13 protein-coding genes and 1 pseudogene are annotated in these 14,861 nt (G+C 70.9%); 5 read left to right on the plus strand and 9 right to left on the minus strand.

All coding sequences use genetic code 11. From position 1 onward, the window contains the following. Positions 1 to 116: 116 nt before the first annotated feature. Positions 117 to 386, minus strand: coding sequence for a DUF1876 domain-containing protein (locus tag ACFVZW_RS21840; protein ID WP_376436416.1), 270 nt, complete (start codon positions 384 to 386; stop codon positions 117 to 119). Positions 387 to 560: 174 nt separating this feature from the next. On the opposite strand from ACFVZW_RS21840, the gene ACFVZW_RS21845 reads away from it, so the two are divergent. Next, positions 561 to 1,445 (plus strand): NAD(P)-dependent oxidoreductase, encoded by an 885-nt coding sequence (locus ACFVZW_RS21845; protein WP_384523676.1) that lies wholly within the window; start codon positions 561 to 563, stop codon positions 1,443 to 1,445. A 40-nt stretch (positions 1,446 to 1,485) separates the two neighbouring features. After that, positions 1,486 to 2,052 (plus strand): hypothetical protein, encoded by a 567-nt coding sequence (locus tag ACFVZW_RS21850; RefSeq protein ID WP_384523678.1) that lies wholly within the window; start codon positions 1,486 to 1,488, stop codon positions 2,050 to 2,052. Here the strand turns inward: ACFVZW_RS21850 and hemB are convergent. The 6 genes and pseudogenes from hemB to ACFVZW_RS21880 form a co-directional block, all read right to left on the minus strand. Continuing rightward, positions 2,036 to 3,037: a porphobilinogen synthase gene (hemB, locus tag ACFVZW_RS21855; RefSeq protein ID WP_384523680.1), complete on the minus strand. Its 1,002-nt coding sequence runs from the start codon at positions 3,035 to 3,037 to the stop codon at positions 2,036 to 2,038. The genes ACFVZW_RS21850 and hemB overlap by 17 nt on opposite strands. A gap of 250 nt (positions 3,038 to 3,287) precedes the next feature. Next, positions 3,288 to 4,958 (minus strand): annotated as a pseudogene (locus tag ACFVZW_RS21860) (uroporphyrinogen-III synthase). Beyond that, positions 4,955 to 5,941: a hydroxymethylbilane synthase gene (gene hemC / locus ACFVZW_RS21865; RefSeq protein ID WP_384523682.1), complete on the minus strand. Its 987-nt coding sequence runs from the start codon at positions 5,939 to 5,941 to the stop codon at positions 4,955 to 4,957. The pseudogene ACFVZW_RS21860 and the gene hemC overlap by 4 nt, the downstream one beginning before the upstream one ends. Further along, complete coding sequence (locus tag ACFVZW_RS21870; protein WP_384523684.1) at positions 5,938 to 7,293, minus strand: glutamyl-tRNA reductase; 1,356 nt, start codon at positions 7,291 to 7,293, stop codon at positions 5,938 to 5,940. Before ACFVZW_RS21870 ends, hemC begins: the two co-directional genes overlap by 4 nt. Beyond that, entirely contained in the window at positions 7,290 to 8,081 is a 792-nt protein-coding gene (locus ACFVZW_RS21875; RefSeq protein WP_384523686.1) for a redox-sensing transcriptional repressor Rex, read from the minus strand. The genes ACFVZW_RS21870 and ACFVZW_RS21875 overlap by 4 nt, the downstream gene beginning before the upstream one ends. Before the next feature lie 272 nt (positions 8,082 to 8,353). Next, the gene (locus ACFVZW_RS21880) at positions 8,354 to 8,650 is read right to left on the minus strand and encodes a glutaredoxin family protein (RefSeq protein ID WP_383557740.1); all 297 of its coding nucleotides are present in this window, start codon (positions 8,648 to 8,650) and stop codon (positions 8,354 to 8,356) included. 137 nt (positions 8,651 to 8,787) lie between these two features. On the opposite strand from ACFVZW_RS21880, the gene ACFVZW_RS21885 reads away from it, so the two are divergent. From ACFVZW_RS21885 to ACFVZW_RS21895, 3 genes are all read left to right on the plus strand, one after another. After that, entirely contained in the window at positions 8,788 to 9,738 is a 951-nt protein-coding gene (locus tag ACFVZW_RS21885) for an HAD family hydrolase (RefSeq protein WP_384523688.1), read from the plus strand. A 450-nt stretch (positions 9,739 to 10,188) separates the two neighbouring features. After that, positions 10,189 to 10,980 carry an ECF subfamily RNA polymerase sigma factor, BldN family gene (locus ACFVZW_RS21890; RefSeq protein WP_137988687.1) on the plus strand — a complete coding sequence of 264 codons (792 nt, stop codon included), beginning with the start codon at positions 10,189 to 10,191 and terminating at the stop codon, positions 10,978 to 10,980. Positions 10,981 to 11,279: 299 nt separating this feature from the next. Then, on the plus strand, positions 11,280 to 12,479 hold the full coding sequence (locus tag ACFVZW_RS21895; protein ID WP_384523690.1) for a DUF5667 domain-containing protein: 1,200 nt from the start codon (positions 11,280 to 11,282) through the stop codon (positions 12,477 to 12,479). A 76-nt stretch (positions 12,480 to 12,555) separates the two neighbouring features. Here the strand turns inward: ACFVZW_RS21895 and ACFVZW_RS21900 are convergent, their stop codons facing one another. Together ACFVZW_RS21900 and ACFVZW_RS21905 are read right to left on the minus strand one after the other, a co-directional pair. Further along, positions 12,556 to 13,578, minus strand: coding sequence for a lysophospholipid acyltransferase family protein (locus ACFVZW_RS21900; protein ID WP_384523692.1), 1,023 nt, complete (start codon positions 13,576 to 13,578; stop codon positions 12,556 to 12,558). A gap of 2 nt (positions 13,579 to 13,580) precedes the next feature. Beyond that, positions 13,581 to 14,621, minus strand: a complete 1,041-nt coding sequence (locus tag ACFVZW_RS21905) for an NAD-dependent epimerase/dehydratase family protein (RefSeq protein ID WP_384523694.1) — start codon at positions 14,619 to 14,621, stop codon at positions 13,581 to 13,583. Positions 14,622 to 14,861: the final 240 nt, after the last annotated feature.

Raw genomic sequence — 14,861 nt, forward strand, 5'->3', positions numbered from 1 at the left:
AACCCCTCCACCCCGCACGTCATCCCCCTTAACACCCGAGGCGGACCGAACCCGGGGCATCGCCGCCGAGGGCGACGCACACACGGCCCCCACGCCACCGATGTGCTGACGTGCTGTCAGCTGATGGGGCGGGACGTCCTGCCCGACACCTCGTCGATCTCCGTGTGCGCCTTCTGCAGCAGCTGCGAGGCGAGATCCATGAGCGCGCGTGCGCCCGCGATCTCCTCGCCGACCCGCAGCTGCTCGGGGTCCGACGGGTGCCGGTGGGCGTTGCCCTGGGCACGGAACTCGGTGCCGTCACCGAGCCGCACCATGGCGGCCGCCCTCGTCCGGTCACCCTCCTCCTGGAACTCCATCTCGACGTGCCATCCCACGAGCGTGTGCATCATGAGGACCACCTCCTGAGGTACTTCCAGGGTGCGCCGCCCGGCGCATCCTTACCAATCGGTGCGTAGCTGACGAATAAGTCGGTACTTGTGGGATGAACCGCCCCGGAGAAGGATCGAAAAGCGAGCCGCAGGACGGCTCGAACCCCCGATTCCAAGCCCTGGAGCACACCCATGTCCGCAACCGCCTCCCCAGCCGCCTCCGCCCCCGTCTCCGTCCTCGGCCTGGGCATGATGGGCACGGCCCTCGCCACCGCCTTCCTGAACGCGGGCCACCCGGTCACCGTCTGGAACCGTTCCCCGGCCAAGACGGGCCCTCTGGTCGCGCAGGGCGCCCTGCCCGCCGACACGCCCATGGACGCGGTGGCCGCGAGCCCGCTCGTCGTCCTGTGCCTGCTCACGAACGACAACGTCGACGAACTCTTCACGGCCCTCGGGGACTCCGTGGAGGGAAAGACGCTGGTCAACCTCACCAACGGCACTCCCGAGCAGGCCCGGACCCTCTCCGCCCGGGCGGAGAGGCTCGGTGCCCGGTACGTCGACGGCGGCATCATGGCCGTCCCTCAGATGATCGCGGGCCCGGACTCGTACGTCTTCTACAGCGGCGACGAGCAGGCGTACGGGACCCACCGCGCGACCCTCGCGGCGCTGGGCGGCACCAAGTGGACCGGCGCCGACCCGGGCCTCGCGGCCCTGTACGACCTGGGCCTGCTGACGGGCATGTACGGGATGTTCCTCGGGGTCGTGCAGGCGCTGGCCCTGGTCCGCACGGAGAAGATCGGCGCCGAGGAGTACGCCGAGCTCCTGGTCCCCTGGGTCACCGCGATGCTCGGCGGCGTCCCGGAGATCGCGCGGGCGGTCGACTCGGGGAACCACCTGACCGACGTCTCCAGCCTGGCGGTGAACCAGTCGGCCTTCCCCAACTTCCTGGCCACGTACAAGGCCCAGGGCGTCAGCCCGGAGCTCTTCGAGCCCTTCCAGGCCCTCCTGGACCGCTCGATCGCCGAGGGTCACGCGACGGACGGCCTGTCCCGCCTGGCGGAGATGCTGGCTCGTTAATCGCTTGCGTGAGAGACGGGCACCCCGGAAACTGTTAGTCATGACTAACGATTCGATGGGGACGAAGCTCGTGGAGTCCGACGACTTCCCGGCCTTAGGCAGGCCGGATGCCGGCCTTGTCCTGATCGCCGAGTGGTACACGGAGGACGCCGAGCGGCAGCGGCTCGTGATGGACACCGTCGTGGACGCCTGGGCCGCGGCCGAGCTGCCGGAGGCGTTCCTCTCCCGCCACTGCCTGATGGGCTCCGACGGCCACACGATCCTCAACTACGCCCAGTGGACGGACTCGGCGGCCCACTACGCCTTCACCGCCGACCCGGCCAACCAGCGGGCCATCGCCGCCTCTGTGCAGGCCGTGACCACGGTGGGCCCTCCCGGCCGCTACACCCACGACCGCGTGGTCCGGCTGCGGGAGGCACCCATACGCACCCTCAGCGCGACCCGCTCCGAGGACGGCGTCGCCCAGTACTTCCACCGCGGCGAGGACGGCAGGCGCGTCCACGTCCTCACGGCCCATGACGACGAAGGGGGCGGAACCGCCCTGCGGTTCCGCCCCTATCGAGGAGTCGTGCGAGAGATCCGGGAAGCCGTCAGACCCCGCGGCTGAGCTTCTGCGCGACCTCGGTCGCCCAGTACGTCAGGATCATCTGCGCGCCCGCGCGCCTGATCCCGGTGAGCGTCTCGAAGATGGCCTTGTCGCGGTCGATCCAGCCCTTCTCCGCCGCGGCCTCGACCATCGCGTACTCACCACTGATCTGGTACGCGGCGACCGGCACGTCCACGGCTTCGGCGACCTTCGCGAGCACGTCCAGGTAGGGGCCCGCGGGCTTCACCATCACCATGTCGGCGCCCTCCTCCAGGTCCAGCGCCAACTCGCGCAGCGACTCACGGACGTTGGCGGGGTCCTGCTGATAGGTCTTGCGGTCACCCTGCAGAGACGACGCGACGGCCTCACGGAACGGCCCGTAGAAGGCGGAGGAGTACTTCGCCGTGTACGCGAGGATCGACACGTCCTCCTTGCCGATGGTGTCCAGCGCGTCCCGGACCACCCCGACCTGGCCGTCCATCATCCCGGACGGCCCGACGACATGGACACCGGCGTCGGCCTGGACCTGTGCCATCTCGGCGTAGCGCTCCAGCGTGGCGTCGTTGTCGACCCGACCGTTCTCGTCCAGGACCCCGCAGTGCCCGTGGTCGGTGTACTCGTCGAGACAGAGATCGGACATGATCACCAGATCGTCGCCGACCTCGGCCTTCACGTCCCGGATCGCGACCTGAAGAATCCCGTCCGGGTCCGTGCCCGCGGTGCCGGCGGCGTCCTTCTTCTCGTCCTCGGGCACGCCGAACAGCATGATCCCGGAGACACCGGCCTCCAGCGCCTCCACGGCGGCCTTGCGCAGGGTGTCCCGCGAGTGCTGCACCACCCCGGGCATGGCGGCGATCGGCCGGGGCTCGCTGATCCCCTCGCGCACGAACGCGGGAAGGATCAGATCGGCCGGGCTCAGCCGCGTCTCCGCCACCATCCGCCGCATGGCAGGAGTCGTCCGCAGCCGCCGCGGCCGCGCCCCGGGAAAGGTTCCGTACGAGTTCATGAACCGAGGCTACGCCCGCGCACCGAGTGCCTTTACCGACCGCCTGTGGGCATAACCCCCACCCCCACACGGGCAGTCGCCCCGCAACCTCCATCCCCACCCCCGTGTGGGCAATCGTCCCGCCCTTACGCACCGAGAGCGGGGCCCTTCACAAGGCCCCGCCCTCGTGGACTTGTGCCCACCCTCCCCCAGACTCCGTCCGGGGGGACCCCCAGCCCTGCGGGACGATTGCCCACAAGCGGTGGACGACCTACGTCGTCCGACGCCTCCGCGCCCCCGGCCTCCGCTCCGACGGCCGCGTCACCGGATCCCCCGCCTCCAGCGCCGCCGCCCGCCGCCGCAGACCGAAGTCCGCCAGCGCCTCCGCGAGCTTGTGCACCGACGGCTCGGGCGAGAGCACGTCCACCCGCAGCCCGTGCTCCTCCGCCGTCTTCGCGGTCGCGGGACCGATACAGGCGATGACCGTCACGTTGTGCGGCTTCCCGGCGATACCCACCAGGTTCCGCACCGTCGACGACGAGGTGAAGAGCACCGCGTCGAAGCCGCCGCCCTTGATCGCCTCACGCGTGTCCGCCGGCGGAGGCGACGCCCGGACCGTCCGGTAGGCGGTCACGTCGTCGACCTCCCACCCGAGCTCGATCAGCCCGGCGACCAGCGTCTCCGTCGCGATGTCGGCCCGCGGCAGGAAGACACGGTCGATCGGGTCGAAGACCGGGTCGTAAGGCGGCCAGTCCTCAAGCAGCCCGGCAGCGCTCTGCTCGCCGCTCGGCACCAGGTCCGGCTTCACACCGAAGTCGACCAGCGCCGCGGCCGTCTGCTCGCCGACCGCCGCGACCTTGATCCCGGCGAAGGCCCGCGCGTCGAGCCCGTACTCCTCGAACTTCTCCCGCACCGCCTTCACCGCGTTGACCGACGTGAAGGCGATCCACTCGTAGCGGCCGGTCACCAGACCCTTGACCGCACGCTCCATCTGCTGCGGCGTCCGCGGCGGCTCGACGGCGATCGTCGGCACCTCGTGCGGCACCGCACCGTACGAACGCAGCTGGTCGGAGAGCGACGCGGCCTGCTCCTTGGTGCGCGGTACGAGCACTCGCCAGCCGAAAAGCGGCTTCGACTCGAACCACGCCAGCTGGTCCCGCTGCGCCGGGGCGCTGCGCTCGCCGACCACGGCTATGACCGGCCGGTGGCCCTCGGGCGACGGGAGCACCTTGCCCTGCTTGAAGACCTGGGCGATCGTGCCGAGCGTCGCGGTCCAGGTCCGCTGCCGGGTCGTCGTACCGCCGATGGTCACGGTGAGCGGGGTGTCCGGCTTACGGCCCGCCGCCACCAGTTCACCGGCCGCGGCGGCGACCGAGTCGAGCGAGGTGGACACGACGACGGTGCCGTCCGAGGCACCGACCTCGGTCCAGCAGCGGTCGTCGGCGGTGCGGGCGTCCACGAAGCGCACATCGGTGCCCTGCGCGTCGCGCAGCGGGACACCGGCGTACGCGGGTACGCCCACCGCCGTGGCCACGCCGGGCACGACCTCGAAGGGGATGCCCTCGGATGCGCAGGCCAGCATCTCCTGACCTGCGTTTCCGTCGAGGCCGGGGTCGCCGGTCACCGCACGGACGACCCGCTTGCCGCCCCTCGCGGCCTCCATGACAAGATTGGTCGCATCCCTCAACACGGGGACACCGGCGGTTGTTTAATCCTCGTTAAAAAACGTCAGCTCAGGCGTGCTCACGCCCGCGCGCGCATGGCCGCGAACGACTTCGAGCACCTCCGGCTCGGCGATCAGGACGTCCGCGCCGGCGAGGGCTTCGACTGCCCGGAGGGTCAGCAGTCCTGGATCGCCTGGTCCGGCGCCGAGGAAGGTGACGCTCCCTTGACCGAAGAAGGCCTGGGACGCGGGGCTGGTGGTCGGGCTGGTGGGGCTCAAAGTGCTCGCTCCCCCATAAGACCGGCCGCACCCTTGGCGAGCATCTCGTCCGCGAGTTCGCGTCCGAGCGCCATCGCCTCGTCGTACGACGCGGGTACGGGACCGGTGGTGGACAGCTGCACCAGCGTCGAGCCGTCGGTGGTACCGACGACGCCGCGCAGGCGCATTTCAGTGACAATCTGCCCGCGGCCGGAATCCTCGGCCAGCAGGTCGGCCAGCGCACCCACGGGTGCGGAGCAGCCGGCCTCCAGGGCGGCGAGCAGGGATCGCTCGGCGGTCACGGCGGCCCGGGTGTGCGGGTCGTCGAGCTCGGCGAGCGCGGCGACGAGGTCGGCGTCGGACGCCACACACTCGATCGCCAGTGCCCCCTGGCCGGGGGCGGGCAGGACGGCGTCGACCGACAGGTGGTCGAGCGACAGGGAGCCGGTGAGCTCCTCCGTCCCGCCGATGCGGTTGAGACCGGCCGCGGCGAGAACCACCGCGTCCAGCTCTCCACCGCGTACGTATCCGACGCGGGTGTCGATGTTCCCGCGGATCGGCACGGTCTCGATGGTCAGCCCGTGGCTGCGCGCGTACGCGTTGAGCTGGGCCGTCCGGCGCGGCGAACCGGTGCCGATCCTGGCGCCCTGCGGCAGCGTGTCGAGCGTCAGTCCGGCACGGGCCACCAGCACGTCGCGCGGGTCCTCGCGGCGCGGAATCGCGGCGATGACCAGCTCGGGGTGCTGGGCGGTCGGCAGGTCCTTCAGGGAGTGGACGGCGAAGTCCACCTCACCGGCCAGGAGCGCGTCGCGCAGTGCGGCGACGAACACCCCCGTACCGCCGATCTGCGCGAGGTGCTCACGCGAGACGTCCCCGTACGTCGTGATCTCCACGAGCTCGACGGGTCGGCCGGTCAGCTGCCGCACGGCGTCGGCCACATGCCCGGACTGGGCCATGGCGAGTTTGCTGCGCCTGGTCCCGAGCCTCAGTGCCCTCTCGGTCATACTCGCCCTCGGTTCTTGACGTCGGCGTCATTCAGGTCGGCCCGGGAGACGGAGGCGACCGTCTCCGGGTCGAGGTCGAAGAGTGTCCGCAGCGCGTCGGCGTACCCGGCACCGCCGGGCTCGCTGGCCAGCTGCTTGACCCGCACGGTCGGCGCGTGCAGGAGCTTGTCGACCACCCGGCGCACGGTCTGGGTGATCTCGGCGCGCTGCTTGTCGTCGAGGCCGGGCAGCCGGCCCTCGAGCCGGGCGACCTCGCCCGCGACCACATCGGCGGCCATGGTGCGCAGGGCGACCACGGTCGGGGTGATGTGCGCGGCGCGCTGGGCGGCGCCGAAGGCGGCCACCTCGTCGGAGACGATCGCGCGCACCTGGTCGACGTCGGCGGCCATCGGGGCGTCGGCGGAGGCGTCCGCCAGCGACTCGATGTCGACGAGCCGGACGTTCGCCATGCGGTGGGCGGCGGCGTCGATGTCGCGGGGCATCGCCAGATCGAGGAGCGCGAGCGGGGCCGTGCGGTCCTTCATCGCGGCCTCGACGGCCTCGCCGGTCAGGACGAGTCCGGTGGCTCCGGTGCAGGAGACGACGATGTCGGCACGTGTCAGTTCGTCGCCGACGGCAACCATCTCGACCGCGCGTGCGGCCACACCCGTGCCTCCGGGCTCGGTCAGGATCTGTACGAGTCGCTCGGCACGGGCGGACGTACGGTTGGCGATCACGATCTCGGAGACCCCGACGCGCGCGAGCGTGGCGGCGGCCAGCGAGGACATCGATCCGGCGCCGATGACCAGGGCGCGCTTGCCGGCGGCCCAGGAGTCGACGTCGGCGCCGTCGGCCAGCTGCTCCAGGCCGAAGGTGACGAGCGACTGCCCGGCCCGGTCGATCCCGGTCTCGCTGTGGGCGCGCTTGCCGACCCGCAGCGCCTGCTGGAACAGGTCGTTGAGGAGCCGGCCCGCGGTGTGCAGGTCCTGGCCGAGTGCGAGGGCGTCCTTGATCTGGCCGAGGATCTGGCCCTCGCCGACGACCATGGAGTCGAGCCCGCAGGCCACCGAGAAGAGGTGGTGGACGGCCCGGTCCTCGTAGTGCACGTAGAGATAGGGGGTCAGCTCTTCGAGGCCGACGCCGCTGTGCTGGGCGAGCAGCGTGGACAGCTCGGCGACACCGGCGTGGAACTTGTCCACGTCGGCGTAGAGCTCGATGCGGTTGCAGGTGGCGAGGACGGCGCCCTCGGCGGCCGGTTCGGCGGCGAGGGTGTCCTGGAGCAGCTTGGCCTGGGTGTCCGCGGCGAGCGAGGCCCGCTCGAGGACGCTGACCGGGGCGCTGCGGTGGCTGAGGCCGACGACGAGGAGACTCATGCCGGCATCACGGCGGGGACGTCCCCGTCGGGTCCCTTGCGTCCGGTGCTCTTGCGCGGGGCCTCGCCCGCCGCGCCGAGGGCCGTGGGCGGCGTGGGTGCGGCGGTGGCCTCGGCCTCCGCCTCCTCGCCCGCCTTGCGCTGCTCGTGGAAGGCGAGGATCTGCAGCTCGATGGAGAGGTCGACCTTGCGCACGTCCACGCCGTCGGGCACGGAGAGCACGGTCGGGGCGAAGTTCAGGATGGAGGTGACGCCGGCGGCCACGAGCCGGTCGCAGACCTGCTGGGCGACGCCGGCCGGGGTCGCGATGACGCCGATGGAGACGCCGTCCTCCTCGATGATCTTCTCGAGGTCGTCGCTGTGCTGGACGGGGATCCCGGCGACCGGCTTGCCGGTCATGGCGGGGTCGGCGTCGATGAGCGCGGCGACCCGGAAGCCACGGGAGGCGAAGCCGCCGTAGCCGGCGAGAGCGGCGCCGAGGTTACCGATACCGACGATGACGACCGGCCAGTCCTGGGTGAGGCCGAGTTCGCGGGAGATCTGGTAGACGAGGTACTCGACGTCGTAGCCGACGCCGCGCGTGCCGTAGGAGCCGAGGTAGCTGAAGTCCTTGCGCAGCTTCGCGGAGTTGACCCCCGCGGCGGCTGCGAGCTCCTCGGAGGAGACTGTGGGTACGGAGCGCTCCGACAGTGCGGTGAGCGCACGCAGATACAGCGGAAGCCGGGCGACGGTGGCCTCGGGGATTCCTCGGCTGCGGGTCGCCGGTCGGTGAGTTCGGCCAGTTGCCACGGTGCTCCTGCGGGATGAGCGGGGCTGCAGGCGGCCGTGTGTCCCAGGACCGCCCCGTCGAATGCAGGCTATGTCTTTGTGAACGCGTGCACAAAGATGGTGTCCGTTTTGTCCGGCCAAAGTGACCGGGGTCACGCGCTCGGTTCGCGCCATGACGGAACCGTGGAACGCGTCAGCCCGTTGAGAACCCGAAGGGGGCAAAACCGCACACTCTCCTCACGATCGCGCCCCCGAACGTCAACAAAACGTCCATGATGGTAGCCGTCTTCCGGTCAACCACCCAGTTCGCGCCGGAGCCGCCCGGCGTCCACACGCCAGAAGGTGTGCTGTTCGCCGTCGACCAGGACCACGGGAATCTGCTCCCAGTACGCCCGGTGGAGCTCCTCGTCCTGAGTGATGTCCTTCTCCTCCCAGCGCGCCCCGGTCTCGGCGCAGACCGCCTCGATCACGGCCCGGGCGTCGTCGCAGAGATGGCAGCCCGGCTTCCCGATCAGCGTCACGGTCCGCGAGGCGGCGACGGGAGCGGCGGGGATGTCCTTCTTCTTCGTCCGTCCAAACATGCCGTCCATTCTGCGCTGCCGCGCGCCGTGCCCCCTCTCTCCAGCTTGCTCCCCCCTTGTCCGTTTAACAGGAGAGTCGCGGAGTGTTCACGCCGCGGCACCCGGAGACGTCGGGAAGTACCGAACAGACTGGCTATGCTCACGACATGGCCGCAATGGGATGGCTCACCCCCCGTAGGCGCTCCGCCACCGCGCGCAGCGTTCTGGCAGGCGAGGCCGCCGCCGAGGCGGCGCGCAAGACCTCGCAGCAGCTCGAACTGGAACGGGAGGCAGCGGCGCGGGCGGAGCCCGCCGAGCCGTCCGTGCCCGAGTTCCCGGTCGTGGGCGACGCCGAGGCAGCCGCCTTCTTCGATCTCGACAACACCGTCATGCAGGGCGCCGCGATCTTCCACTTCGGCCGGGGCCTGTACAAGCGGAAGTTCTTCCAGCGCCGCGAACTGGCCCGCTTCGCCTGGCAGCAGGCGTGGTTCCGGCTGGCCGGCGTCGAGGACCCCGAGCACATGCAGGACGCCCGCGACAGCGCCCTGTCCATCGTCAAGGGCCACCGCGTCTCCGAACTGATGTCGATCGGCGAGGAGATCTACGACGAGTACATGGCCGACCGCATCTGGCCCGGCACCCGCGCGCTCGCACAGGCGCACCTGGACGCCGGACAGAAGGTCTGGCTCGTCACGGCCGCTCCGGTCGAGACGGCCACGATCATCGCCCGGCGGCTCGGCCTGACCGGCGCGCTCGGCACGGTCGCCGAGTCCGTCGACGGCGTCTACACCGGCAAGCTGGTCGGCGAGCCGCTGCACGGACCCGCCAAGGCGGAGGCCGTACGCGCCCTGGCCGCCGCCGAGGGCCTGGACCTGAACCGCTGCGCCGCCTACAGCGACTCGCACAACGACATCCCGATGCTCTCGCTGGTCGGCCATCCGTACGCCATCAACCCGGACACCAAGCTGCGCAAACACGCGAAGGCCCGCGAATGGCGACTGCGCGACTACCGCACGGGCCGCAAGGCGGCCAAGGTCGGCATCCCCGCCGCGGCGGGCGTCGGCGCACTGGCGGGCGGCACGGCAGCCGCGGTCGCCCTGCACCGCCGTCGCCGCTGACTCCAGCCGGCGACGGGGCGCCGACCGCCCGGCGTACCCGGCGCGTCGCACACTGCCGATACGTTTCGGCTGCGATCGCGTGAGACAACCCGGGACCAGCACCGCTCACCCGTACGTGGTCGAACACCACCGCACAGGTCGACCCAGAGGCATTCCCAGCTCCCTACCCAGCAGCGGGCAGGATCACTCGCACACCCGACACTCGGGCACAACAGAGCGCGCGCGCAGTCACACTCGGAAGTAATCCGATCAACAATCGGTCACGAAGTGCGAATGATCTCGCCTACAAGCGGTAACAGGTGTGACGGAATCGGTGATTTCCGCAACTGGGTGTAGCGCTGCCTGTACGAAGCGTTATTCTCCTCAGACGCACAACGGAACCCACACGTCGCCACGACGAGTGAACGGTCCCGCACTGCACGTGATGGAAGCTCTGCCTCTGGGAGTCCCGTGTACCCACACGTCGGGGTTGACGCCTCGGGCCTGGCTACGCTGCGCGCAACGGTCCTCGACCACTTGCGCGGCTTCGTCCCCACCGCGTACGCCGGCCCTGTCCCCGCCTTTGCCTTCGCCGCACCGGCACCCGCCGGTCCTTGCTATGCCCTCGCCGAGAGCGGTGCCGCTGTCGGCAGACGGGGCAGCCGCGGCGGCACCGGAACCTCGACCGCCGCCCGCCGCCCCACCGCCGACAGCGACAGCGCCCGCATGATGGACCTCGTCGAGCGCGCCCAGGCCGGTGAGGCCGAGGCCTTCGGCCGCCTGTACGACCAGTACAGCGACACGGTCTATCGCTACATCTACTACCGCGTCGGCGGAAAGGCGACGGCGGAGGACCTCACAAGCGAGACGTTCCTGCGCGCCCTGCGCCGGATCTCCACCTTCACCTGGCAGGGCCGTGACTTCGGCGCCTGGCTGGTCACCATCGCCCGCAACCTGGTCGCCGACCACTTCAAGTCGAGCCGCTTCCGGCTGGAAGTGACCACGGGCGAGATGCTCGACGCCAACGAGGTCGAGCGCAGCCCCGAGGACTCCGTCCTGGAGTCCCTCTCCAACGCGGCCCTCCTCGACGCCGTCCGCCGTCTCAATCCCCAGCAGCAGGAGTGCGTGACCCTGCGCTTCCTGCAGGGCCTCTCGGTCGCCGAGACAGCCCGGGTCATGGGCAAGAACGAGGGTGCGATCAAGACCCTCCAGTACCGGGCCGTGCGCACCCTGGCGCGCCTGCTCCCGGATGACGCCCGCTGACCCTTCCGCGCCCCCCACACGCGCCCCCCACCGACCGCGACGCGCCCCTCACCCGCACCAACCCCCCCATGCCCCCCGACCCCCGCCCAACTCACAGTCGGTGACGCCTCGATGACGCACTGGTCCGATCATCTTTCGCGCGTAACCCAAGTGCCGCGCCGCTCGTTGTGCGGAATGCAGGCTCCCTGTGGTCACGCCATGCCCGCAGCCACTCACTCTTTCGTGTGGATGCGTTCAAGGTGTGCAACCTTCCGGACACCCCGGGGAGTCGACCGTCATGACGAGAGGAGGTGCCGCCAGTGATCGCGAACGTATCGGCGCACCGGCGGGCGAACGCCTTCGCCCAGGCCCTGGATGATCGGACGCCCGATGACGCGACGGCCGAACAGCCCGAGGCGTCGGCCGAACCGGCCGAGCAAGGGCGGCTGTTGGCTCTGGCGAACGGTCTCGGCGAGCTGCCGAAGCCGGAGATGGACCCCGAGGTCAAGGTGGTGCAACGAGCCCAGCTCGTCGCCGCCATGGAAGCGATGCTCGCGGAGGGGAGCGCGGCCGCGGGCCCTACGGTGCCCGAGCAGCGGACACCGAGCGGACGGGGAGCCCACCGGGCCTCCCCGCTCCGGAAACTACGCCCCCGCTCCCGCTGGTCGAAGGGGCTCGCAGCCGGCGGCCTCACGGTCGGTGTGGCCGCGGGAGCCTTCAGCGGTGTGGCCGCTGCCAGCTCCGACGCCCTCCCGGGTGACTCGCTCTACGGGCTGAAGCGCGGCATGGAAGACATCAAGCGCGGGATGGCCGACGACGACTCCGAGCGGGGCGGGATCTTCCTGGACCAGGCGTCGACCCGGCTCAGCGAGGCCCGCAGGCTCATGGAGCGGGGCCGCGCAGGCGACCTCGACCACGAATCGCTCGGCGAGATCCGGCGCGTCCTCGGCGGCATGAAGCACGACGCCTCCGAGGGGCACCGACTGCTGCGCCAGGCGTACGAGCGGGACGGCGAGATCGGCCCGATGGCCCGGCTCAACTCCTTCGCCCAGGCGCACCGCGACACCTGGAACGGCCTGCGCGACCGGCTGCCCGTGCAGCTCGCCGACGTCGGCAACGAGGTGGAGGGCGTCTTCGTCGCCATAGACGAAGAGGTCGAGCCGCTCCAGGGGATGCTGCCACGCACCCCGGAGAAGGGCGCGGCAGGGACCAGCACCCCGGGCTCGTCGTCGGACCCCTCGCGTACGCAGACCCAGCGACCACCGTCCTCCCCGGCCTCCCCCTCCACGGGCGGCGAAGGCTCCACCCGGCCCCAGCCCTCGGGCTCCGGCTCGGGCTCCCCGGAGAGCGACGGACTGCTGGGCGGCAACACGGGCGGCCTGCTCGACACCCCGCCGGCGGGCATCCCCACGGCACCCTCGGTGGGCCCGTCGACACCCGAGATGCCGGACGTCACGATCCCGCCCCTGCTGCCGGGCCTGCTCCCCGGCCTGGGCATCGACAGCGAGGACGCTCGCTGAGACGACGATGGGGCGCCCCTCTGTGGCGGGGCGCCCCATCGTCGTACCACCGGCAACAGCCGACGGAACCGGCGGCTCAGAAGAACACGGACCTCCGCTGCACGAGCAGCTTGTAGAGCGTGTGCTGGATCTGCTCCCTGACCTGGTCCGTCAGGTTGAACATCAGCATCGGGTCCTCCGCCGCCTCCGGCGGATAGCCGTCCGTCGCGATCGGCTCACCGAACTGGATCGTCCACTTCGTCGGCAGCGGCACCGCACCCAGCGGCCCCAGCCACGGGAACGTCGGCGTGATCGGGAAGTACGGGATGCCCAGCACCCGAGCCAGTGTCTTCGCGTTGCCGATCATCGGGTAGATCTCCTCCGCGCCCACGATCGAGCACGGCACGATCGGCACCCCGGCCCGCAGCGCCGTCGACACGAAACCGCCCCGGCCGAAGCGCTGCAGCTTGTAGCGCTCCCCGAACGGCTTCCCGATGCCCTTGAACCCCTCCGGCATCACACCCACGATCTCGCCGGCCTTCAGCAGCCGCTCCGCGTCCTCCGCGCAGGCCAGCGTGTGCCCGGCCTTGCGGGCCAGCTCGTTGACCACCGGCAGCATGAAGACCAGATCGGCCGCGAGCAGCCGCAGATGCCGCCCGGCCGGATGGTGGTCGTGGACGGCGACCTGCATCATCAGACCGTCCAGCGGCAGCGTCCCGGAGTGGTTCGCGACGACCAGGGCGCCCCCCTCGGCGGGGATGTTCTCGACGCCCTTCACCTCGACCCGGAAGTACTTCTCCGCCAGCGGCCGCACCAGCGACATGAGGACCTGGTCGGTGAGCTCCTTGTCGTAGCCGAACTCGTCGACCTCGTACTCACCGGTCACCCGCCGCCGCAGAAACGCCAGCCCGCCCGCGAGCCGCCGCTCCCACCCGGCCCTGCGCTCCGGCGCCTCCTCGGCGCTCTCCGGGGCCGTCACGGGCCGCGGCGGGAAGACTGTCTCCTCCGGCCCCTGCTGGCCCGGCAGGGCCCGCACGGCGGCGTCCCGAGCCGCCCTGGCGGGCCGCCGCCGCGCCCGTGAACGGTCGTCGTCGAACGGAATGACCTTGGCGTCCGCCATCGTTACCTGGGCTCCTTCTGATCCAGCCGGGCCGCGACCCGGTCCACGGCCCCCGCGAGCGTCTCCGGCGGAAGCAGCCCCGGTCCACGGCTGCGGGCGAAATCCGCGAAGGTCTCGGCCGTCGTGTACCGAGGCGCGAACCCCAGCGTCTCGCGCATCTGGACCGTCGAGACCACCCGGCCGTGGGTGAGCAGCCGGATCTGCTCCGGTGCGAAGTCGGTCACGCCGACGGTCCGCAGCGCGGAGCCGACCCAGGTGACCGCCGGCAGCAGCACCGGGACCGTCGGCCGCCCCAGCCGCCGCGCGCACTGCGACAGCAGCAGCACCCCGTCGCCGGCCACATTGAACGTGCCGCTGTTCAGCGTCGCCCGGCGCGGCTCGCGCGAGGAGAGCTCCAGGACGTCGATGACATCGTCCTCGTGCACGAACTGCAGTCTCGGGTCGTAGCCGAAGACGGTCGGCATGAGGGGCAGCGACAGATACTCGGCGAGCGGGGAGTCCACCCGCGGCCCGAGGATGTTCGCGAACCGCAGCACGCACACGGCCACGTCCGGGCGACGCCGCGCGAAGCCCCGTACGTACCCCTCGACCTCGACGGCGTCCTTGGCGAACCCACCGCTCGGCAGCGATTTCGGCGGCGTCGTCTCGGTGAAGACGGCCGGGTCACGGGGCGCGGAGCCGTAGACGCTCGTACTGGACTTGATCACGAGCCGCTTGATCCGCGGCGACTTCTGGCAGGCACCGAGGAGCTGCATGGTGCCGATGACGTTGGTCTCCTTGATCGACGACCGGCCGCCGGCGCCGAGCGCCGTACCCGTGACGTCCATATGGACGACCGTGTCCACGTCATGCTCCGCGAGCACCTTGGCGATGGCCGGCTGGCGGATGTCCGCGCGGACGAATTCGGCCCCGCCGAGATCGTGCGTCGGCGCGACCGCGTCCACGGCGACCACCCGGTCCACCTCGGGATCCCGCTGGACCCGACGTACGAAACGGCCTCCGAGATGCCGAGCCGCACCGGTGACGAGCACGACCTTTCCCAAGATCAGCGCCTTCCGTCGGTCTCTCCCCCGAGTTCTCCCCCGGGGGGCCTGTGCGCCACCGTAGCGCCTTGTTGTTGCGCTGCGATGACTGCCGTGGGCAACCAGGTCGAACCGCGTCGAAAAAAGGCGTGGGCCCCCCCCCCCCACGGGGGGGGGGCCCCCCCAAGCCAAAAAAAACCACCGTTAAACCCACACGGAAAAAGTTTATTGACAGGGAAAAAGAGAGGCGGATAGGCTCAG

This window comes from Streptomyces sp. NPDC059567 (assembly GCF_042735655.1).
Taxonomy (GTDB): Bacteria; Actinomycetota; Actinomycetes; order Streptomycetales; family Streptomycetaceae; genus Streptomyces.